We start from the raw sequence: 23,785 nt of genomic DNA, 5'->3' as shown, positions 1-23,785 counted from the left end.
TTACAAGCGCAACCCAAATGAAAATCCAATTAGAGAAGATAACTTTAGGCACCCTGATTGTTTGTATGGTCCTGCTGCTTGTTAACTGCTCTGACGAAATTAAGGACAATAGAGCTGCGATATCCGATAAGAACATCGCTCTTAAAACATGGGGCCATTATTTGGGTGATCCTCAGCGTACGCACTTCTCTTTACTTAATGAGATAGACACCAGTAATGTGCACCAACTTGGTTTGGCCTGGCAATATAGCAGTGGTGATGTCCCTGAGGGGAGAACCACTCAAATACAAACCAACCCTTTAATCCTTGGGGATAAGCTTTATGGGATTAGCCCAACAAATTCACTTTTCGCAATTGATGCAGGAACAGGCGAGAAACTTTGGGAATTCTCTCCTGAAATTGAAGATGGAACAGGTCTGGGATTAAGCAGGGGATTACTCAGCTGGCAATCGGATTCTGAAGAAAAATACAGGCTTTTTTACGCTTCAGGGCCCAGGTTATTTGCCATTGATGCAGATAGTGGCACCTTAATTACTTCCTTTGGCGCCAAAGGAAGTGTAGATCTAAGGGAAGGTTTGGGAAGAGACCCGGCCAAAGTGCCTATTGTAATGACCACCCCTGGGGTCATTTATGATGATCTGATTATAGTAGGACATAGAACATCTGAATCACCAGGAGCCGCCCCCGGACATATCAGAGCTTTTAATGTTCTCACGGGGAAAAGGGAGTGGATCTTTCATACCATTCCTCAACCCGGTGAATTTGGATATGAGTCCTGGCCCAGGGAAGCCTATAAAACTGCCGGCGGAGCAAACAATTGGGCGGGTATGGCGCTTGATAACGACAGGGGTATCGTATATGTCCCAACAGGCTCGGCAGCATTCGACTGGTATGGTGGTGATAGGATTGGAGACAATTTATTTGCCAACACACTATTGGCCCTGAATGCCAGAACAGGAGAAAGAATCTGGCATTTTCAGATGGTAAAACACGACATTTGGGACCGGGATTTACCAGCCCCACCCAACCTGGTAGATGTTGAGCAAAATGGCGAAATAATCCCGGCAGTAGCACAAATTACTAAAAGTGGTCATGTATTTGTCTTTAACAGGCTTACAGGGGAGCCTCTTTTTCCTATTGAGGAAAAGCCTTATCCCAAGACCACCTTAGAAGGTGATACTGCCGCAAGTACACAGCCCTTACCAACAAAACCAGCACCATTTTCAAGGCAAATCCTAAGAGCAGAGGACCTTTATGCTCCGAATCAGCCTGCGTTTGTTGATGATTTTATCGATAAGGATCAAAACATCAGTCCTCCTACTGTAAAAGAAAAGCTGGCAGGAATTACTTCTGAGGGGCAATTCATACCCATTGATACCAAAGGGGTAATTCTTTACCCCGGAGCTGATGGCGGTGCAGAATGGGGAGGAGCTGCCGTAGATCCAAGAAACGGAATAATGTATGTCAACGCCAATGAAATGGCCTGGATTGTCAGAATGGCAAAAGTGAGGGGGAAAGATGGTAAAAAACTAGGTAAAGGAGAAACACTTAGTCAGATTCACTGTGCCAGATGTCATGGAGGAGAATTACAGGGCCTTGGAGCAATCCCTGAACTGCAAAATGTCGATAAGAGATTAGCGCCAGACCAGATAGCAGCAATTATTGCCAAGGGAAAAGGAGCAATGCCTGGCATGCCCAGCCTCAATGAGAATGAAATAAGTGCCCTTGTAGATTTTTTAAGTGGAATAGAAACAGAGAAGAAACAAAACGAGGATGGAGATCATAGAACAGAAAAAGCAAACGGATTGGCCTATGCAATCGTAGGCTTTGGCAGATTTAAAGATAACAGAGGATACCCTGTAATGCACCCGCCCTGGGGCACCCTCAATGCAATTGATTTAAATACCGGGGAATATCTTTGGAAAGTCCCCCTGGGTCATGAAGCATCTTTGAACGACCCGGAAGTTCCGGTTAGTGGAACAGAGAATTACGGAGGACCTGTCATTACTGCCGGAGGTGTGCTTTTTATCGCGGCGACCAAAGATGAGAAATTAAGGGCGTTTAATATGAGGAATGGCAAAAAACTATGGGAAACTGATCTACCTGCAGGAGGTTATGCCACCCCCGCCACCTACGAAATCAATGGGAAACAATTCTTAGTGATTGCATGTGGTGGTGGAAAAATGGGCACCCCTTCCGGAGCCAACTATATGGCTTTTACACTTAACTAATTTGAGACAATGAAAATATTTAAATTAATTATCGCCAGCTTTATTTTAGGGGCAATGGCCAGTTGCGAAAACACTACTAAAAAATTAGGCGACTTTAAATTATTACCCCAGGCACAGCAATTTGACATTACCGGGGTTTCTGATCTGGAGGTATCCGAATTAAAACACTATTACCTTCCTGAAGAATTGAAGTTAGCCGCTGGCACAGCGCTTTTATCCAGTATGCTGCCCGTTGATAATACCTCTGATGCAGAATTACTTCTGGCCATAGATAACAATTCGGCTCTTAAGTCTGAAGGTTATTCCCTTACTATATCGGAGCATCAAATTACCATTAATGCAAAAGACATGGCCGGTCTGCGTTATGGCCTGATGAGCCTTGAACAATTAGTTCAGGATGCTGAAGAACAACAAGTAAATCTTCCCTTGTGCAGTATTGAAGATTTTCCAATGCTTGCATACCGGGCTGTTCAACTAGATGTAAAACATCACAGAGAAAAAAAAGAATACTACTATAAAATTATCGATAAGCTGGCAAGCTATAAAGTAAATGCCATTATCCTGGAATTGGAGGACAAAATTAAATATCAGAGACAAGCTCTAGTTGGTTCAGAAGACGCCCTGAGCATTGCGGAATGGAAAGATTTAAGCGAATACGCTATGGCGCGCAACATTGAAATCAGCCCATTGGTACAAGGCCTTGGTCATGCCTCATTTATTCTTAAACACGATAAGTACAAATCATTAAGGGATGATCCTGATAGCGATTGGGCCTTTAATCCGCTGGATCCTAAAACTTATGAAGTACAGTTTAACCTATATAAAGATGCGATGGAGGCTACCCCATATGGCAGGTACCTTCACGTAGGGGGTGATGAAGTGCACACTACAGGTAGGGGAAGTGGAAAATCGGCACTGGAACTGCAACTCACATGGCTTAACAAGGTGTGTAAGTTTGCAGAAGACAACGACCGGATTCCTATATTCTGGGATGATATGCCGCTGAAACATGCAGGTGTTTACAGGGCAATGTTTCAACCAGAATTAAGTAAAGCCGAAGTAGAAGCGATATGGGCAGAAAATGAACACAAGCTGTCAGAATTTCTGGATCTTTTTCCCAAAAATTGCATCTATATGCGCTGGAATTACGCATCTCCTCAGACGCTGGGAAATACCAAAGCTATGGACTGGTTCCAAAAACACGGAATGCAGGTAATGGGCGCCACTGCCGGTCAACGAAGATGGATATTAATGCCACAGGACGGTGGAAATCTGGATAACATTAGATCATTTGCAAAAAGCTCCATAGAGCAAAATTTAAATGGATTATTACTTACACTTTGGGATGATGATTCTCCACATTTTGAATTATACTGGCGTGGTATCCTTGCTTTTGCAGAACAAACCTGGGCTGGAGTGGAAAGAGACAAAAATGAATTATTAGCTACATACAGGCAACGAGAATTTGGGCATGCCGTATCTGGAGACAACTATGCGTTTGTTGATCAATTGGAAACTCCGGTAACATTTCTTGGACGGGCCCTGACTAAGGATATTGACCGAAGACAACTAGCCACTACTAAAGATCCGATCGTAACAGCAATTATCGACCTCCCAGATCGCAATCTTCCGCAAAAATGGAGTACTACACATAAAAGTCAATTGGAGCAAGCCGAGATTATGCTCGCCATTTCGGATAGCGTTGCATCAAAAATTGAGGGAATAAAAAACAAAGCCATAAGAAATAGATATACATTGGATATATATGAGCAGGTAAATCTATTGTCCCAATTTGCTCCCAAAGCGTTACTTGCTCTTCGCGACTATGACATAGCTGGTAATGAGGAACTGGCCCTCGCTAAACTTAAAGAGATTCGCCAGTTGAAGTCAGAATTTGAAAAAATCCGGGCTACCCTCGAAGAAGTTTACGGGCAATCACGTATACTTTCCAAACCCGAAAACTACATATTAGATCAGGACCATCATACCCATTTAGCCAATCAGACCCGCAACTTTGATTGGCAGTTTAATGCGGAAATTCTCTTTTTGGAAAAGTTAGAAAGCGAGTTGTTAAACCAAGCCAATACACAATAACCAAACTATTTAAAATCAATGTTAAAATGAAAAAGCTCAACCGAAGAAATTTTATACGAAAAACTTCCCTGGCCGGGGCAGCAATAAGTATGGGTCCAGTGGCGGTTAAGAGCGCTGAATATGCCAAAAGACCATCAGCCGCTGAATATATGGGAGATTTTGTTGCTCCAAAATTACCTACAATTCGCGCAGCTTTTATTGGGGTTGGCGCCAGGGGTCCCGGGCATATGAAGTTCTTTGCCAATTTGCCAGGAACCGAAGTAGTTGCCATTAGTGATCTTTATGAGGATCTGGCCAAGAAATGGGCGAATGTGGCCGAGGAGATTGGAGGCGGGAATCGCCATAAACAGATTGCTACATATTTCGGTGGTGAAAATCAATGGCAGCTAATGCTTAAAGAAGTAAAACCAGATGTTGTGTTTATTGCCACCAATTGGGCCAACCATGCACCTATGGCAATAGCAGCTATGAAAAACGGGGCTCATGCCTTTGTAGAAGTCCCTATTGCAGTTACCCTTAAGGAAATGTGGGATATTGTGGACGCTTCGGAAGCTACCAGGAAACATTGCATGATGATGGAAAATGTGAATTATGACAGGGATGAATTGATGTTCCTTAATATGTGCAGACAAGGTATCCTGGGCGACATATTACATGCCGAGGCAGCATACATTCATGAATTAAGAGGACAGATGCAACAGGTTGAAAGAGGCACAGGCTCCTGGAGAACCCATCATTATGCAAATAGAAATGGCAATTTATATCCCACCCACGGTCTTGGCCCAGTGGCACAGTATATGAGTCTGGCAAGGCAAGAAGATAATTTTGAATCGCTGGTTTCTTTTTCAACCCCTTCACTGGGACGAAAGGCCTATGCACAGAATAATTATCCATCAGACCACCAGTGGAACCAACTAGAGTACAAGGGTGGAGATATGAACACTTCCATAATTAAAACTACGCTGGGGCGTACCATTATGGTGCAATGGGATGAAACAAGCCCCAGGCCATATTCGCGCCTTAATCTTGTACAGGGAACTAAAGGAACCCTGGCCGGATTCCCAACCAGAGTGGCATTGGAAGGCGGAATTGAAGGCGTAACAGATGATCATCACAGCTGGGCTCAGGGAGATCAGTTGGAAGTCCTATACGAAAAATACGATCATCCATTATACAAAAGGCTGAATCAAAAAACCAAAGATAGTGGTCATGGTGGCATGGACGGGATGATGATGTACAGAATAGTTGAATGCCTTCAAAATGGATTGCCCATAGACCAAAATGTTTACGAGGGCTGTCATTGGAGTGCTGTGGGCCCCTTAAGTGAAATTTCTGTGGCTAATGGCGGCGCGCCTCAGGCCTTTCCGGATTTCACAAGAGGAAATTGGAAATCTACCCAACCCCTTGGAATAATAACTTAATTAACAACGACATGATTAGAAAAATTGCATTTTTAGTGCTCATCGTCTCCATTTATGCTTGTAAGAGCGAAACAAAAAAAGCACTCCCCGATACGGAAGATAAAACCGAAACAACCGCCACAGATGATGACTGGATATATTTATTTGATGGCAGTAGTACTGAAGGCTGGAGAGCATATAATGGGGAAGAACTGCCTCCAGGTTGGATTGTAAAAGATGGGGAACTCACTTTTGATACCCAACTCGGCTTAGAACAAGATTATAAAGGCGGTAAAGACATCATCTACGGAGCAGAAGAATTTGAAAATTTTGAATTGTATTTGGAATGGAAACTTCCGGAAGGTGGTAATAGTGGAATATTTTATCACCTTAAGGAAGGTTATGGAGGACCTCCTGAAGTTTCCCCGGAATATCAGCTTATAGACGATGAAAACTACGCCAGAATGCATGATCTTACAGCATATAATACCAGTTTGGGATATACCGAAAAGCCAGAGGAGTTGAAACCTTTGCAACAAACTGCTTCAGATTATGCCATGCATGCTGCAAACCCAGATGAAAAGATCTTGCACCCGGTTGGAGAGTGGAATTCTTCCAAAATCGTATTTACACCTGAAAAGGTAGAACACTGGCTTAACGGAAAAAAAGTCCTATCTTTTGTCCCCTGGTCAGATGAATGGTATGAAAAGAAGAATTCTGACAAATGGAAAAACAGTGAGGATTACGGCAAGTATAGATCTGGCTATATTGGTCTGCAAGACCATTCCAGTCCCATCTGGTTCAAAAACATAAAAATCAAGAAATTATAATTAAAAGAATTGAAAATGAATAAAAGGGATTTTATTAAGAAGAGTAGTTTAGGGGTACTTGGGGTTGCCCTGGCACCCTCACTAATTGGCAAAATGGGTCCTCATAACCGATTGAGAACAGCTCATATTGGTGTGGGAAATATGGGAGGAGAAGATCTGAAAGCTATTTCTTCTCATAAACTTGTTGATGTTACTGCATTGGTTGATGTAGATGCTAACAATCTGGCTGCCGCTCATAAAATGCACCCTAAAGCAAAAGTGTTTTCGGACTATAGAGTGATGTTAAAGGAAATGGCTGATGATATTGACGCCGTTATTGTATCCACACCAGATCATACCCACGCCCCGGCGTCTATGATGGCTATGAACATGAATAAACCGGTGTATTGTCAAAAACCCCTAACCCATCATGTATCTGAGGCAAGGGCAATGAAAAAACTTGCTACTGAAAAGAATCTGGTTACTCAAATGGGTATTCAGGTACATTCTTTCTATGATTATAAATTGGCGACTTTGCTTATTCAGTCAGGAATCATAGGAAAAGTACATACCGTTAGAGCATGGTCTCCCAAAAATTGGGGGTATGATGGTAAAGCTCCTAAAGGAAACGATCCCGTACCTGAAACATTAGATTGGAATCTTTGGTTAGGCACCTCTTCGGAGCGGCCTTATAAAAAAGGTGTTTATCATCCAGGGAATTGGCGGAAATTAATGGATTACGGATGTGGTACTCTTGGAGATATGGGAGTGCATATATTTGACACTCCTTATAATGCCCTGGAGTTAGATGTGCCAAGGACAATTAAAAATGAATGCAGAAAACCAACAGGATTTGGTTATCCGGAGAATAACATCGTTACTTATGAATTTCCCGGCACCAAACATACGGGCGACGCTCTTAAGTGGGTTTGGTATGATGGCCCTGGAGCTCCTGCTGAGCATGAAGATCTGAAGTTGCCAATGGCCAATAAGAAATCCGATAAAACTGATAAGGTTTCAGAAAAGCGGGAGGCAAGCGTGGAAGAAAAAATGTCTCTTGAGACCAAAACTACAGGGCAGGGACAATTGCCAGAACAAGGAGCTATGTTCATTGGGGAAAAAGGAAGATTGCTTTTACCTCACTTTATGGAGTTACCTAAGAAAATTGTAGATGGTGAATATGTGGACATATCTGCAGAAATAAGCGCAGTTGAAAAAGCCCACAATATGGGGAAACCTATACGGAATTATGCTTCGGAGGGGCCAAAACACTATCATCAATTTGTGGAAGCCTGTTTGGGAAGAGGTGAGTGTACCGCACCATTTTCTTATGCTTCCAGACTTACAGAGACCATTCTGCTTGGCGTCATAGCCGGGCGTTTCCCGAACCAGACTTTACATTGGGATGCAGCCACTGCAAAATTTTCTGAAGAAGAAGCAAATCAATATTTAGAATCTCCTTACAGGGAATTTTGACAATTCGGGAATGACAAGAGTATTCCTGTTACTGTTTTTATTGCAAGGGTCATTTTTATTTTCACAAAAAACGGCTCTCCTTAAATGGTGGAATCCTGAAGCCTCCGAATTCAATGTTATCGAAGGTCGGGCCTGGCCTGCCGAAGTGCTTTCTCCTTATGACAGACTTCCGGCAAGAGCCCAAAAAAAAGTACGTGAAGCGGTATGGAATTTGTCCAGACACCCTACGGGCTTAAAAATCAGATTCAGGTCCAATGCCGAAGAAATAGTTGTCAGGTATTCAGTAAAAGGTGAATATAGCATGAATCATATGCCAGCTACAGGAGTTAGCGGTGTTGATCTTTACGCAAAAAACAGCGATGGCCAATGGCTTTGGGCCAATGCAAGAAGAAGCTTTGCAGATACGGTTACCTATCGTTTTAATGGACTTAGGGGCAATGATCGTTATCATGCTCTTGGAAGGGAATACCGCCTAAACCTGCCTTTATTCAACGCGGTGAGCTGGCTAGAAATAGGGGTAGCCAAAGATAGCTACTTTGAACCCCTTCCAGTGAGAAAAGAAAAGCCTATTGTAGTGTATGGGACCTCCATTGCCCACGGTGCATGTGCCTCCAGGCCTGGAATGGCCTGGACCAATATCCTCAGCCGTGAACTGGACCGCCCTTTGATAAATCTTGCCTTCTCAGGGAATGGAAGGTTAGAAAAAGAGCTGATAGACCTCATGCCAGAGATAGATGCAAAACTCTACATTCTGGATTGTCTACCCAATCTTTGGCGCGAAGAGCAGTACGATGATCTGGAATTGGAAAATAAAATTCTCAATGCTGTGCGCCAACTAAAAAAGAGCAACCTCAACGTCCCTATTCTCCTCACTGAACATGCCGGGTATACAGACGGATTTATACGGCCTGGTCGACTGCAACTGTATACCAGGGTAAATGCTATTCAAAAAAGCGCCTTTAAAAAGTTACTAAATGAAGGCATATCTGAGCTCTATTATCTCAGCTATGAAGAATTAGGCTTGCAATTAGACGATATGGTAGATGGCACTCATCCGAACGATTTGGGGATGATGCGCTACGCAAAGGCATATGAAAAGAAGTTGCGCACAATTTTAAAAGAGCCAAAGGGAAAGGCCTCTACCATGCAACCAGTTTCTCAATATCGCGAACCTGAGAATTATGATTGGGAAAATCGGCATAGAGAAATCGTGGAGATGAATGCTGCCATTCCGCCTAAAACAGTGTTTTTTGCAAATTCAATAATTCACTTTTGGGGCGGCCTGCCAAGAACAAAAATTGCAAGAGAAGAAACCTCCTGGGAAGAAATTTTTACCCCTCTTGGAGTTCGTAATTTTGCTTATGGCTGGGATAGAATTGAAAATGTTCTATGGCGCGTTTATCATGGAGAACTAGATGGCTTTACTGCAGAACGTATTATTGTGATGATTGGGACCAACAATCTGCACTTAAATACAGACAAAGAAATTATTAACGGCCTGGAATTATTACTTAAAGCGATACGTGCCAGACAACCAAATGCAGAACTTAATTTACTTGGTTTACTTCCAAGGAGAAATCAAGAAGATAGGGTCGCCAACTTAAATATTAGGATTGCCTATCTGGCACAAGAGTTGGATTTAGTATATGCTGATTTAGGAACAAAATTTCTTGATAAAAATGATACAATTAATGAATCCCTGTTTTCTGACGGATTGCATCCAAACCAGGCAGGATATCTGGTACTAAGAGAAGATCTGCTCCAATTGCTAAACAAATGAAATAAATGTTTTAAGCTGTAAACACAATGACCTGTGCTTTTATAATACATCTTGTTACTACTTTCTTCATGTGCGGGGTTTGTTGGTTTGTTCAGATAGTTCACTACCCACTTTTTAAGGAAATAGGGGAAACCCACTTTACAAAATACATAAATGAAAACTATAGAACGGCCTGGATTGTCGGACCAATAATGCTTTTAGAACTAGGCAGCGGACTCTGGTTTATCTCCGAGAAATTCAGCATCTTTTTTATCATTAATATGGTCTGGCTGGGAATTATTTGGGTGAGTACATTTGCCATACAGATGCCATTACACAGGAAACTATCTAAACAGTACAACCATAAACATCTGCGCCTTTTAGTGCGGACCAATTGGATCAGAACTGTATTCTGGAGTCTGCGATCTGTACTATTAATCTATTATATAATTAATGCGAACTTCTCTTCAGATATATTTTAATAAGGAGCGTTGTGAAATTGATTACATTTAAACTTCACAAAAGAAAAACCTGCACTATGAAAAGTACAAATTATACTACACTTAAGCATCTGATTTGTTTAATCGCTTTAATTGCTTTCTATGCCACTACGAGCGCGCAAAATACTTCTTTTGTCTATGGAGATCCGCTACCGGATGCCCCCGAATTATCTAAAAGCGGGGAATATAATATTGGGGTAAGAACATTGAATGTGGTTAACCCAGGACAAATTGATATCCTGAACTCTAAAGACGGCCAGGATCCATTATACGATCGCAGGCTCATATTGGAAATATGGTATCCTGCGGCAGCGGCAAATAATGACAGGACCATAAACTATAATGAATTAATGGGCACGGCCGGTGATAGCTTAAGGCCATTAGTTCCTTTTAAATTTAAGGGTCGGGCTATTCGCGATGCCCTGCCAAAATCTAATATGGGGTCCTTCCCATTAGTGATTGTTTCGCATGGCTATGTCGGCTCCAGATACCTGATGACCTATTTAACAGAGAATCTGGCCTCCAAGGGATACATTGTCGTGGCCATTGACCATACAGATTCTACCTTTAGAGATGCAAATGCTTTTCAAAGTACCCTTTTAAACAGAGCAAAAGACGTACGGTTTGTTCTTGATAAAATGGCTGCACTTGGCGACCCTGATGGCGGGGATGCGCTTGCGGGCATTATTGACGCAAATAATACCGGGATTCTTGGATATTCTATGGGGGGATATGGGGTGCTAAACGTAGCTGGAGCAGGTTATAGTGATGGGCTATCGGGCTTTTTTACAGGAATGACTGGTGGTAGTACTGCTATTACGGGCTTAGCCGCAAGCAATCCTGAATATCAGGAACAAAACGATCCAAGAATCAAAGCCGTAGTTGCATTCGCCCCATGGGGAATGGCAAGAGGAGTTTGGGATGCCGAGGGCCTAAAAGGTTTAAAAACTCCAACATTTTTCGTTGCTGGCAGCCAGGATGATATCTCCGGATACGAAAATGGTATTAAGGCCATTTATAATGGAGCGATAAACGCCCAACGCTATTTACTCACCTACAAAAATGCCAGACATAATGTTGCGCCTAATCCCCCGCCCGCAGAATCCCTGGCTCCCGGATTAAATATTGATGAATATTACAGGTATGCAGATTCTACCTGGGACCAGCGAAAAATAAACAATGTTAACCAGCATTTTGTTACTGCCTTTCTAGGGGTTCATTTAAAGGGCGAAGATCATTCTAAATACCTTGAAATACCTGAAAATTCCAATGAAAAAGATTGGCCGGGTTTTAAACCACGTTCCTCTACAGGAATGGAGTTGCTATATTCGTCAGCATCCGAATAATGAAAAAGACCGATTATTGAGTGTTTTAAGTTTATAATGTTCAGAGCGGATCAGGGGTATTGTCTTTGCTGATTCCTCAAAAAACGACCTGGACAGGTGCATTAGGCCGGGGCCATGTAACAATTTGCGCTAATTTGCTACCTATCTATTGATAATGTTATCGAGATGCCTCAAACAAAAACCCTTTCTTCAGAAGATCTTCGCAGCCTGAAATGGTCGAAACAGAAAATGGAAGACATTGGTTGGGCCATGAAAGGGCTCAATAAGATGGGCAATGTCATAGAAAGTAAGATTGAACTATTACCTCAAAAACAACAAAAGTGGTTACAGCAGCTTTCCTACAAGGTTTTGCATTCAGTTGTTAAGAGCAATTTGTTGACGATGAAAAATGGGAAAGCAAAACAGCTTCCCCTTAATAAAACATATAAGGCTCTGGTAACAACTTCGGGGGCCGTAGGAGGGGCCTTTGGAGCTGCCGCTTTCGCAGCAGACCTCACCCTGACTACCAAGCTTATGATGCGCTCTATCATGGATATCGCACGGGCAGAAGGTGAAGATTTGGATGCCTTAGACACCCAACTTGCCTGCCTTCAGGTATTCGCCTTAGGGGGTAAATCTAAACACGATGACAGCCTTGAAACAGGTTATTACGCTTCGCGGATTGCAATTAGTACTACAGTTAAAGGCGGTGCAAAAGCATTACAAGGATTAATTGCCGGGTCTACAAACCCACTGCTAAAAGTAATAGCTGCAGTTGCTGCCAGATTTAGTGTACAGGTTTCAGAAAAATTTGTGGCCCAGGCTATTCCTGTCATTGGAGCCGCTGGCGGTGCCTCGGTGAATTTAGCATTTATGCAGCACTTCCAGCGGATGGCTGAAGCCCATTTTGCAATAAGGAGATTAGAAAGGAAATATGGCGCCAATGTTGTTAGGAGATCTTATGAAAATATCTGAGTTTAATATCAAGGCAAACCCAATTTAGAATATGCTTGGTGTTTGGGGAAGAATAATTCATATCTTTTAAGTTTATACATCATTCTTAAACGAAACTTAACTCTATCTAACCTATGCGGGCTGCAATAATTTATCGTCTTAACGTGCTGGGGCTTTTACTTTTTATGGTCCTTGGCTGTAAAGACATTAATAAAAAAGACGCTCTGGCCCTTGCCAATTACAAACCAAATCTACCTGCACAAAGTACAGATAATAGCCCTAACCTGAAATGGAAAAAGTGGGTTAACTCAGCTTTAGATTCCCTACCCCATTTATATACGGAAAATGCCTATAAAATTGCTTCGGATGGGACTATAATTCAAGGTAAGGCGGCACTATTAGACCATTACAAAAAGCAAGAATTTCAAATAGAAGAAATACGCACCAAAATAAGAATTACAGCAGTTTTGAATACTACCATACAGTATGAAATAGGTGGTTTCAGCACCACGGATAAAGCGGATTACTCCCATCTCATTATATGGAGAAAGGGGGATGGAGTCCTGAAAAGAGAGCTCGAAATGATCGTGAAAGGATCTGCTGACGTACCAACATCTGCTTTAAATGAGATAGAAAAAAGAAGGGAAGAATGGATAAGATTATGCCAGCTTCACAAAGCGGAGGATCTGGTGAATGCTTTGTATTCTGAACATACTTTATATTACAATCACAGGCCGATGATAATTGGTAGAAATGCTGTTATTCAGGAGTATCAATATATGAACAACCCCAATTACAATTTGCATTTAACCCCTATTGAAATAAAATTGGTAAGTCCAAATATAGCTTATGAAATAGGGCAATGTTCGGGGTCATATCCCGGCAATTATGTGCTGATCTGGCATAAGGCATTAGACGGTGAATGGCGCATATTAATGGATTCTAATATCTGACTACCTATTCTGAAACAAAGACATTGAAATTTAACCCGGTACATATTATTTATGTACTACCCTACTGATTCGCTCAAATTAATGGACTACCTTTATTAATACGAGAACTACCCATTTGAACAGGCATGAAAATACTTTTGCTTTCTATAGGAACCAGAGGTGATATGGAGCCCTTCCTTGCCATAGGAGAGCAGCTAAGTCGTCTTGGACATGAAATTGTATGTGCTTTTCCGGAACAGTTCAGGAGCCTTGTAGAGGATAGCGGATTTCGTTTTTTGTCATTGGGGAAAGAATTTATTGAAATGCTGGAGAGTCCGTTTGGGAAGGCTGCCATGGGTGGAAGTGCCACAACCTGGAAAAAAATCAACGCCTATATAAAACTTGCCAAAACTTTTGCTCCTATGCGAAAGCGTCTGATGGTTAGACAATTTACCATCCTGGAAGAAGAGTCTCCTGATAGATTGGTATACCACGCCAAGGCGGTATATGGATATATCTGGGAGCTAACACATCCCGGACAAAATGTACTGATCTTCCCTGTGCCCTATACCATGCACCCGGCAAAAGAGTACAGCCATATCGTCTTTAACAGGAATCTGGGCTCACTGGGAAATATACTTTCTTATAAACTAGCCCGGCTGGGACTGGTTAAAACTATAGTTAAAGACGCAAAGGCCCTTAGTTTGCCCTATAGAATTACGCCAAGGCTTGCGAGAAAAGCTCTGGACACCAATAAAGCGGCATACACTTTATCGCCAAGCTTGTTTACAAAACCTGAAAGCTGGCCAGACCACGCAAAAGTACTTGGTTACCACGAACGCAATAAAAATATCAATTGGGAACCCGATACTGCACTTCAGGCATTCCTCCGGGAACACAGCAAATTCCTGCTCATCACTTTTGGCAGCATGACCAACCCAAATCCCGTTCAAAAAACTCAACTCATTGTTAGAAAACTAGAACAATTGGGGATTCCTGCAATAATCAATACTGCCGGGGGTGGATTAGTAAAAATTGATGACTTGGATTCCTCTTTAATTGTTTTTGTACATCGGATTCCCTATGATTTTATTCTTCCAAAAACCTATGGTATTGTGCATCATGGCGGCTCGGGAACTTCACATATGGCGGTAAAACACGGCTGTGTATCGCTCATCATTCCCCATATTATAGATCAATTTTTCTGGAATAAGCTACTTTCCGGGAAAGGTGTGGGGCCAAAAGGACCATCAATTACAAATTTAGATGCTAAAAATATTGGCCCGCTTCTCTCTGCACTTTGGTCCGATGCTGTTTACAAAGAAAATTCGAAGCAACTTGCTGCTGAAATGGCTAAAGAGCAATTTGAAGATAAACTAGCCGCATTTATTTTAGGGAAATCAAATTAGAAATCTATTTTCTATAATAGCGTACCGATAGCACAGTAACCCTATTGGGGTGCTTTTCTATTGTTCATAAAAAAACCCTTCCGGATGGAAGGGTTATTAGTAAGCTGTATCATACTTATTTCCACTGGCCCATACGTATCCTTAATCCGGAACGTACCAAATGAGATTCACCGTTAGTCGCTAAAAATGTTTCCCAGACTTTATCCGCAGCTGCATTTTCTGCTTCAGTTCTCATGGCACCGGCACCACCGATAGCTCCTTTGAAATCTTTATAGCCCTGGATGACCCAGCGATTTTCTCCCTCAGGTGAGACCCCGGAAGTAAAATTCCCCATTAATCCAAGCATTCCCGCCGGTGTATTAGCCGCAAGGACCTTCTTATAGGCCGCATTCCATTTCCCCCCATCTTCGGCATGAACTATATAATACCTCTGAAAAGGAAAGTCCTGATCCATATCTCCCTGATGCCCAAGAAGGGTTCCCATCCGGGAGCTGTGCCCATCTTTAATATGCTGGTTTAGCTGAACTAAAAACAATTGCCATGCAGTACCTCCATCCTGGCCGTACATATTACCCAAATCATCTAATGATCCGGAAAAAACAATGGCGTGGGTAAAGTTGTTGGCATTATCATTAAAATGATTTTCCCATAATGATACTGTAACCCCTGCCGGTTGGTTAGCAGAATAATAGTCGTTAGTTAATTTGTAAACCGTCCCTACCTGATCGGGTTCTACAATAAATTGATAACTGGTCCAATAGCTCTCTTGTGAATAAACTACACAGGCCATAAATAGCAATGCGCAAAAAATTAATTTTTTCATTGGTGGTTATTTTTGATTATTAGAGTTATAAGTTACTAAATATTAGCTATTTATAATGATAAATCAAAAATAATATTGTTAGGTTTATAGCTACTTTTTACGGCGTAAATACTTACATTTTTGAAATTTCTATGTGTTATTTATTCAGGGAGGTCTTCCTGATTAGTAACTAAAGTTGTTTTTATCTCTTTGTTGAGATAGTACCCCGTAACTAAAGTTGCAAGGACATCAGAAATGGGAAAAGAGATCCATACGCCAAGTTCTCCAAGAAAATACGGCAAGATCAGTATTAAGGGAATAAAGAAGAACCCCTGTCTCGTTAAGGTCAAAAGCAAAGCGGGAATGGCTTTTCCAATAGCCTGAAAATAGGCTGCACCAATCAGTTGTATTGCAATTATTGGTGTAGCAGCAAAAACCCAGCGCATTGCTGAGGGAGCATGTTCCAAAACAAAAGCATTGGTTGCCAGTTCCATGGTAGACATATCTGATCTGCTACTTAAAAACAAGCCCGCAATTTCTCCTGGAAATATCATCAGGCCCATAAACACCAGTGTTGCGACAAATGCCGCATACTTAATTGCAGTGTTGATAGATTCTTGTACCCTTCGGTATTTTTTAGCCCCGTAGTTATACCCGGCGATGGGTAGAAAGCCCTGTGTTACTCCAAATACAGGAAATAGGGCAAACATTAGCATCCTGCCAATAATGGCATATACGGCAATCATTGCTTCTCCTCCAAGATCAAAAAGGATATTATTCATTAGCAAGTAAGTAATACTCACCACAGCTTGTCTGGAAAGTGTTACTATTCCCAGGGAAGTAATTTCCTTAAGTATCGGTCCATTTAACGAGAAGTGCGGAAGTCTGAGCTTAAGTTCAGAATCTTTGGAAAGAAAGAAATAGACTATATATGCGAAACATAATAAATACCCTGCAGTGGTTGCCCAGGCAGCGCCTGCCATACCCCAATCAAATACATAGATAAAAATATAATCAAGCAAAAGGTTCCCCACTGAAGGAATGATCATGGCGTTCATTGCAAACTTCGGTTTTCCTTCGGCCCGGATTACAGTATTACCCATCATGCAAAGTGCCAGGAACGGCACTCCATACAATACTATGGTGTAATAGGTTTTTGCAGGATCAAAAATGGCCCCTTTACCTCCAAAGGCTGGTATTAGATCATCTACATAATACAAACCCAGAATAACCATAACTACCGTAAGCAATAGGGTTATGGTAATCTGGTTGCCAAAGGTTTTCAAAGCTTTTGGTTTGTTTTCTGCACCTAGCGCCCGGGAAATAATACTACTACCACCAATGCCTATTGCCATCCCCAGGGCGGCTATAAAAAAGGAAACCGGCAATACTACATTAATGGCTGCTATGGCTATGGAACCAATCCAATTCCCAACAAAAATTGAATCGACCAGGATATTCAAACTCATAACCAGAATTCCGATAGAGGCCGGCACAGCCTGTTTTATCAGTAGTTTCCCTATCGGTTCTGTTCCTAATTGGTCTGATAAAACTCTGGTCATAGGCCTTTTGAATCTCGACAAATTTTCGTCAATAATAGGATGGTACTATTCTGTCTCTTTAGAATAGCTTGCATTAAAAAATCAATAGCGCCGGAGGCTTGCTAGAATGCGGGTAATGCATCGGTGTTTTGCCATTCCTGAATCCAGTTTGCCATAACTTTTACCCAGGCATCACTATCGTTTAAACAGGGAATGTGTATATAATTATTACCCCCTGCTTCCATAAACTGCTCTTTACCTTCCATGGCGATTTCTTCGAGGGTTTCTAAGCAATCACTTACAAAGGCGGGCGTAATGACGGCCAAATTTCCCTTGCCCTCCCCGGCCAAACGTTCAAACTCAAAATCTGTATATGGTTTTAACCATGGATCATTAGGTAAACGGCTCTGGAACGAGTTACTTACCTTGTTCTCTGGTAAACCCAAATGTGCTACCACCTTTTTTGTTGTATCAAAACATTGATGCCTGTAACAGCTGTGATGCGCTACAGAATTCGTGTTGCAGCATTGCCCATCTATTTTACAATGAAATTTAGTAGGATCAGATTTTCTGATATGTCTTTCGGGTATGCCGTGATATGAGAACAGGATATGGTCATAATCAAAACCTTCTAAGCCTTTGGAAATACTTTCTGACAATACCTTGATATAATCCTTATTTTTATAAAACGCAGGTAAGGTTGTGAGTTCCATTTCCGGAAAGTAGCGCTGCTGCTCTTCCATAACCTTTACAACCACCGTTTCATACGAGCTCATAGCGTAATGGGGGTACAAAGGGACCAATAGCGTTTCCGTAACCCCTTTATCAGCCAGTTCTTTCAATGCATTTTTTATAGTCATGCTACCATAGCGCATGCCCAATGCGACGGGGATTTGGGTGTTAGATTTTAATTTGGTCTGGAACCGCTCCGATATCACAACCAGAGGCGATCCTTCTTCCCACCAGATTTTGGAATAGGCTTCAGCAGATTTTTTTGGCCTGGTTCTGAGGATGATCCCCCTAACAATAAGATTTCTAAGCCATTTGGGCACATCAATCACCCTTTCGTCCATCAGGAACTCATCCAGGTAGGGTTTAACATCTTTAGGTGTCGGACTGTCTGGCGACCCAAGATTCACCAATAATACTCCCTTCATTCATTTCAATTTTTGCTGCGTAAAAATACGACATGCAAGGAAATTCCGTTAGTATTAAGCAAACAGATTTCTAATTCTGGTATAGGGAATATCAATACCATCCGGAGAACTTAACTTAAAGTGTTGTTAATTGTGAATCTCTTTGCAATAAAGCCTGCATGATTGGGCTAATTTATCCTAAATCTCGAACTGCATGCGTTTAACCATCGCGATAATCATTCTTTGTTTTTGTTCGCCAATTTTTGCCCAGGAGAAAAACAGCCTTCTTTGGGAGATTTCCGGTAATGGTCTGGAAAAGACGTCTTATCTATATGGCACTATGCATGTAAGCAAAAAAATTGCCTTCAGATTGGATGATGTCTTTTATGAAGCCCTTGATAAAAGTGAGAAAGTAGCATTGGAATCGGACCCGGCAACCTGGCTCGAAAACGACTCTAACATGACTAGTTCGGGCTATTCTCAAAACAATGGTTTTATCCCCAAAGGGTTTTATTTCAGAAATTTCACAATAAGCCCTCCTACAAAGGAACAACTGGCCGGGTACCTGGCCTTTGAAGACAGGCTGGTGAATAACATTCTATACAGAACCAATGAGTACTCGCAGAATTTTGAGGAGGAGACCTATTTAGATATGTTCATCTATCAGGCCGGAAGTAAGTTTAACAAACCTGTAATTGCATTAGAAAATCTGGAAGAGTCAACCGCCCTTGTAGGAAGAGCCAGTCTTAATGCTGTTAAACAAAAACCGGATGAGTGGCTGCAAAAGAAAATGCAGCGTCAAGACCTGATGTTCCTGATGCAGGATGCCTACAGAGAACGCAATATAAATTTGTTAGATTCTATTGACCGCGCCATGTATACCCGGCATTACTTAAAGAATATGCTTTATTTACGAAACGAAAATATGGCACATAGTCTGGACTCTGTGATGCAAACGGCCAAGGTATTTGCCGGAATCGGAGCTGCACATTTGCCAGGAGAACAAGGAGTTATTTCCTTACTTAGACAAAAAGGGTATACGGTAAAGCCTCTGGTTTCGGCATCAACTAAAAAAGGATATAGATTAAAAACAAAATTTGAAACTAAAACAAGGGAAAACGTATACGAAACCTATGGTCCGGATGACAATTTTTTTACTGTTTCACTACCTGCCAAACTCTACCCTGTTTCTGAATATATAAATACTATTTATCTCTCAGCAGACCTGGCCAATGGAAGTTATTTCATGGTCAATCGGGTCCCTACTTACTCATTTTTAAAGCAAAGTTCTGATTATTCAATTTCGGATATAGATGAACTCCTTTTCGAAAATATTCCTGGAACCATAATCGAAAAAACAAAAATTATCAAAAATGGCTTTGAGGGTATCGATATCAGGAATAAACTCAAGAATGGGGATTACCAACGGTATCAAATTTATATCACTCCTTTAGAAATTCTCATTTTTAAAATGGGAGGAGAAGGTGATTACGTGCTTGTTGAATCAGATACAATTTTCAACAGCCTGAAATTTAAAGAAGTATCCGAAAAGAGTGTCCGATTAACTTCGGGTTACAAGGATTTTGAGATAAAGATGCCGGCACTATATTCTTTTAGTAACCAATTCAGGAAGGGTAAAAGACATATTGAAAGCTATGACCCGAAAGAAGACAACTATTATTTTCTTAGGAAAGTTACCCTGAACGATTTCAATTTTATTGAGGAAGATAGTTTTGAGTTGAAGCAAATACAAAGGAGATTCTACCAAGACCTGAAGTTAGATCCAAAATACGATCAATACACGGGCAGCGACCTTACATCAAGTGCAACTTTTGATTCTATTAATGGAAAGAAATTATTCTTAAAAACCACTCTGAAACGTGGCGATTATTATCTGCTTGGCACACTAACCAAATCGGGCAAAGCAGCTAAAGATTATTTTGATTCCTTTAATATTCTGGACTCTTCCTATCCCGAAAGATTTAAAACGGTAAAGGACACTGCTCTTTTTTTTAGTACAGTTTCGCCGGTAACTCCGCCAAAATTTGTAGAAAACAGCAATTCCTATTACCAGACAGGTAAAAAGCCCAAGTCATATGCCCCTTATTCCAAAAAGACCATTTACCAGAACAAAAATAACGAGGCTATCACTGTAGAGCTTACAAAGGGTCATGATTTCCTGACATTTTCCAATATAGATTCTGTTTGGGCCCTGAGAAAAAAACAATACTCCGATAAAAAATTTAAAGTAATCGAGGCTTCCAAATCAAAATCGGACGAAGGGCATTACGAAATTCAACTTACGCTATCAGATACGGCAAGTACAAGACATATTCGGGTAAAGAATATCTTAAAAGGAAACTTCTTGTATGAGCTAAAAGCAAAAGTAGATACTGTAAGCGGCCCTAGTAAATTTGTGTCAGAATTTTTTGAAAACTTCAAGCCAGAAGGGACACCCCAGGGGGAGCATATCCTCAAAGACAAGTCAGCGGAATTCTTCAAAGCTCTTCGTGCAAATGATAGTATTGTACTTACCGGTTACCGATTCATTCAATTTGACACATCACACATAGACTCTTTAAAATATTACATAGAAAACTTTGATTTCCCATCAGATAAAAAACATATACAGGCGCATCTTATTCAAAAAATGGGCAAAATAGACGATCCAAAAGTGGTATCCTTTTTCAAGGACTATTATGGAAAATCATATAATAATTCAGGAGCTCAAACAAAGATTTTACAGGCAATTGCCAAATCAAGAGATGAAAATTCGGTTAAATTATTACTTCAACTGATTTCTCAGGACCTTCCGCTGGTCTCCAATACCTTTGAAATACAAAACATTTTCAGACCTATAAGTGATAGTCTGAATCTGGTTAAAAAGTTATACCCGGAAATCCTTGATTACAGCAGTATAACTGAGTATAAGTCGCCCATATTATCTATCCTGGCCGAACTCAGATCCGAGGGAATGATAAAACCATCCAGTTATAAAAAATACAGGAAACAGCTTTTGAACGATGCCAAAATACAACTGAAAAGGCATCTGGGAAGGTCTTTGAATAAAAATGGTCAGCCACGATATAGCAGAGTTGCCAGGCAACAGAATAGCTTGCTCGAAGACTACGTCATTCTGCTTTACCCATTTATCAAAGAAAAGGGTATGAGTCAGTTTTTTGAAAGACTTCAGCTTGTAAAGGACCCCAGGATCATCTCTACATATGCAACGCTCTTAGCCGATAGCGGTTCACCTATGCCGGATAAAATGTTAGCATCGCTTGCTGCTGATATTAATAGCAGGGCAATGCTATTCAATGGCTTAGAACGCATAGATAAGTTACATCTGTTTCCAAAAGCTCATCTTTCTCAAAGTGCTTTAGCGGCAGCCGCACTTTTTGGTCAAAGGAGATACAACCCTATGAAGGATGATTTACATTATCTGGATGAAAAAAATATCTCTTTCAGAGGAAAGACCTATAACTGCTATTATTTTAAGTTAGGAGACAAGCAAAATTACAATGGTAATTTTAAAATGCATATCGTGGTATTTGAAGATGACGATAAGCTTCTGACTTTACCTTATTTTAAAAATGAAGGAATGCGAATTGAAGACACCGAATCCGATGAGGAAGTAATGGAATTCGTCACTGAGGAATTCATTTTAAAAGACAGATCAAGGGCAATGGTCTACAAGCCAGATCAGTTTATGATGTACTAATTTGATGCATCTGCCTGTATGGGTGCAATTGGAGCCACTGTTGAATCTATTGCAATGCTATCCCGTACTATTTCCTTGTCCAGATCTAAATTGATTTTATTGGGGTAAAGCTGTTCATCTGTAAGTCTTTCTGAAGCCTTCCATGTTTCACCAAGTTGTTGCAGAATAGTGGTAGTCCAGTTTGAAGGATGTTTAGCATCTATCCATATTACATCTCTGTATTCGGCGTCTACCAAAGCTAAATCAGGGGTAGCGGCTCCATCAAATTGTTTACTGCTATCTCTAACCGCAGCAACTGTCCCTAAAACAAAAAGGCGCTTTCGGCCTGCGATATATTTAATAAATGGCCTGAATTCTACGGCCTTATTTACGTTCCAGTCATACTCCTTTCTAGACTCAATAACTTTTAATGGCATGGCCGAAACCCCCGCCATTCCTTCCTTTTTAGCAGAGTGGTCATAATAGAAGAGCTTGTCGGTACCATCGGCAGGAATCATAACACTGTAAGCCAGGCTGGTTCTTTCATCTCCTATTGGTTCTAATCCAAACCAATGGTATAGCCCGTCTTTAGTATTTATTTTCATGCCGTCAAAATTAAAGTCGGTCACAAAAGGTTGTTGGTTCTGATCATCCGCTAGTTCCGGAATCTTTACTGCTGTTTTCATATTCCAGGGCAAGGGATCTGTAAATCCTCCCAGGAATTGAAGTGATTGCGCCTGGATTCTGGAAACTTTTTCTGCCAAAGTGTTTTGGCTAACCAAATAGGGATATTTACTAATTTGTGAAGGCGGTATATAAATACCCTTCCCAACACTGATACGCTCCAGATAGTCCTTAAAACTGTGTTCTCCGGCTTCAATTACCATTACACCTCCATAGGTAGGATAAGGAAAGAAAAAGCCTTCCCACTTGATTAAACTAACGACCTGTACCCATTTCCCCGAATCGTTCTTCATGTAAAAGACATCACTGGGTTCCAGGGTAAACAGTTGAAAGATATTAAAGCGCTGTACGACGGCATTATATGTATTTCTGCTAAATGCAAGAGACTCCCCTATCGAAAAAGTAACGGGTATGCGGTTTTCGTTAGAGAATCTGGGGAAGGGAGAGGTGCTTTCTACGGAAAAGATTTCTTCCGTATTGTCATTAATACGCTGCCAGGTATACTCTTTAGCAGGCTGAACGGCCATGGTCCATTGGTTGGTGCTGTCTACTCTTACCAACTGAGGTAATGATACTTCCTGAGTTTCGCCTATAGACTCATACGCCATGGTGACAATATTGTTGAATGGTTGTATCCTTTCATTCTGTGTCAGGGGCAATTCATTAATTTCTGTCTTATTTAAATTATTAAAGACATTATAGGTCTGCATATATTGATATAAATTCAACCTCCACCCAAAAAACCAAAGTGAAATTAGAAAAGCAAAAATCCCCAGAAGTATTAATAAACGTTTTCCGGTACTAGCGGAATTTCTGAATCTGGACACCGCCAACCAAAGGAACAGACCTACCAGGAGAATGATAAAAACGTATTTTCTAAGAAAAAGTAATGCCGGTTGATAATCATCTCTCAGGAAAAACAATGCCAACAAGAATACAATCCCCAATACTATGAGGTTTCGTTTTTGTTTCTTCCCTTTTCGCCAGTATGATCTAAACATTGGTGTTGTATTAAGATTTCATTATAAAAAGT

General features: G+C 41.1%; 16 protein-coding genes. 12 read left to right on the top strand and 4 right to left on the bottom strand.

Features of this window, described 5'->3' with window-relative positions; all coding sequences use genetic code 11:
• Positions 1-17: 17 nt before the first annotated feature.
• The 11 genes from J1G40_RS09015 (at position 18) to J1G40_RS08965 (ending at position 14,889) form a co-directional block, all read left to right on the top strand.
• The gene (locus J1G40_RS09015; RefSeq protein WP_265242299.1) at positions 18-2,231 is read left to right on the top strand and encodes a pyrroloquinoline quinone-dependent dehydrogenase; all 2,214 of its coding nucleotides are present in this window, start codon (positions 18-20) and stop codon (positions 2,229-2,231) included.
• 9 nt (positions 2,232-2,240) lie between these two features.
• Positions 2,241-4,325, top strand: a complete 2,085-nt coding sequence (locus J1G40_RS09010; RefSeq protein ID WP_265242298.1) for a beta-N-acetylhexosaminidase — start codon at positions 2,241-2,243, stop codon at positions 4,323-4,325.
• Positions 4,326-4,351: 26 nt separating this feature from the next.
• Positions 4,352-5,746 carry a Gfo/Idh/MocA family protein gene (locus J1G40_RS09005; protein WP_265242297.1) on the top strand — a complete coding sequence of 465 codons (1,395 nt, stop codon included), beginning with the start codon at positions 4,352-4,354 and terminating at the stop codon, positions 5,744-5,746.
• A gap of 11 nt (positions 5,747-5,757) precedes the next feature.
• On the top strand, positions 5,758-6,555 hold the full coding sequence (locus tag J1G40_RS09000; RefSeq protein WP_265242296.1) for a DUF1080 domain-containing protein: 798 nt from the start codon (positions 5,758-5,760) through the stop codon (positions 6,553-6,555).
• A gap of 15 nt (positions 6,556-6,570) precedes the next feature.
• Positions 6,571-8,010: a Gfo/Idh/MocA family protein gene (locus J1G40_RS08995; protein ID WP_265242295.1), complete on the top strand. Its 1,440-nt coding sequence runs from the start codon at positions 6,571-6,573 to the stop codon at positions 8,008-8,010.
• A 10-nt stretch (positions 8,011-8,020) separates the two neighbouring features.
• A complete protein-coding gene (locus J1G40_RS08990) occupies positions 8,021-9,790 on the top strand; it encodes an SGNH/GDSL hydrolase family protein (protein WP_265242294.1) in 1,770 nt (589 codons plus the stop codon).
• Between the two features lie 68 nt (positions 9,791-9,858).
• Positions 9,859-10,251 (top strand): hypothetical protein, encoded by a 393-nt coding sequence (locus J1G40_RS08985; RefSeq protein WP_265242293.1) that lies wholly within the window; start codon positions 9,859-9,861, stop codon positions 10,249-10,251.
• Between the two features lie 56 nt (positions 10,252-10,307).
• Positions 10,308-11,615: an alpha/beta hydrolase family protein gene (locus J1G40_RS08980; protein ID WP_265242292.1), complete on the top strand. Its 1,308-nt coding sequence runs from the start codon at positions 10,308-10,310 to the stop codon at positions 11,613-11,615.
• Positions 11,616-11,780: 165 nt separating this feature from the next.
• Complete coding sequence (locus J1G40_RS08975) at positions 11,781-12,569, top strand: EcsC family protein (protein ID WP_265242291.1); 789 nt, start codon at positions 11,781-11,783, stop codon at positions 12,567-12,569.
• A gap of 113 nt (positions 12,570-12,682) precedes the next feature.
• The gene (locus tag J1G40_RS08970) at positions 12,683-13,501 is read left to right on the top strand and encodes a nuclear transport factor 2 family protein (protein WP_265242290.1); all 819 of its coding nucleotides are present in this window, start codon (positions 12,683-12,685) and stop codon (positions 13,499-13,501) included.
• A 125-nt stretch (positions 13,502-13,626) separates the two neighbouring features.
• Positions 13,627-14,889 (top strand): glycosyltransferase, encoded by a 1,263-nt coding sequence (locus J1G40_RS08965; protein ID WP_265242289.1) that lies wholly within the window; start codon positions 13,627-13,629, stop codon positions 14,887-14,889.
• Between the two features lie 115 nt (positions 14,890-15,004).
• Here J1G40_RS08965 and J1G40_RS08960 read toward each other — a convergent pair whose 3' ends face one another.
• The 3 genes from J1G40_RS08960 to hemH form a co-directional block, all read right to left on the bottom strand.
• Positions 15,005-15,712, bottom strand: coding sequence for a hypothetical protein (locus J1G40_RS08960; RefSeq protein ID WP_265242288.1), 708 nt, complete (start codon positions 15,710-15,712; stop codon positions 15,005-15,007).
• A gap of 140 nt (positions 15,713-15,852) precedes the next feature.
• Positions 15,853-17,253 carry an MATE family efflux transporter gene (locus J1G40_RS08955; protein WP_265242287.1) on the bottom strand — a complete coding sequence of 467 codons (1,401 nt, stop codon included), beginning with the start codon at positions 17,251-17,253 and terminating at the stop codon, positions 15,853-15,855.
• Positions 17,254-17,354: 101 nt separating this feature from the next.
• Positions 17,355-18,389 (bottom strand): ferrochelatase, encoded by a 1,035-nt coding sequence (hemH, locus tag J1G40_RS08950; RefSeq protein ID WP_265242286.1) that lies wholly within the window; start codon positions 18,387-18,389, stop codon positions 17,355-17,357.
• Positions 18,390-18,582: 193 nt separating this feature from the next.
• Between hemH and J1G40_RS08945 the strand changes: the two genes are divergently transcribed.
• Positions 18,583-22,089 (top strand): TraB/GumN family protein, encoded by a 3,507-nt coding sequence (locus tag J1G40_RS08945; protein WP_265242285.1) that lies wholly within the window; start codon positions 18,583-18,585, stop codon positions 22,087-22,089.
• On the opposite strand, the gene J1G40_RS08940 is transcribed toward J1G40_RS08945, so the two are convergent.
• Positions 22,086-23,753, bottom strand: coding sequence for a DUF308 domain-containing protein (locus tag J1G40_RS08940; protein ID WP_265242284.1), 1,668 nt, complete (start codon positions 23,751-23,753; stop codon positions 22,086-22,088). The genes J1G40_RS08945 and J1G40_RS08940 overlap by 4 nt on opposite strands.
• Between the last annotated feature and the right edge of the window lie 32 nt (positions 23,754-23,785).

The sequence above is a fragment of the Muriicola sp. Z0-33 genome (assembly GCF_026126425.1).
GTDB lineage: Bacteria > Bacteroidota > Bacteroidia > Flavobacteriales > Flavobacteriaceae > JAFMPW01.
This window is presented reverse-complemented; position numbering and strand designations above follow the sequence as displayed.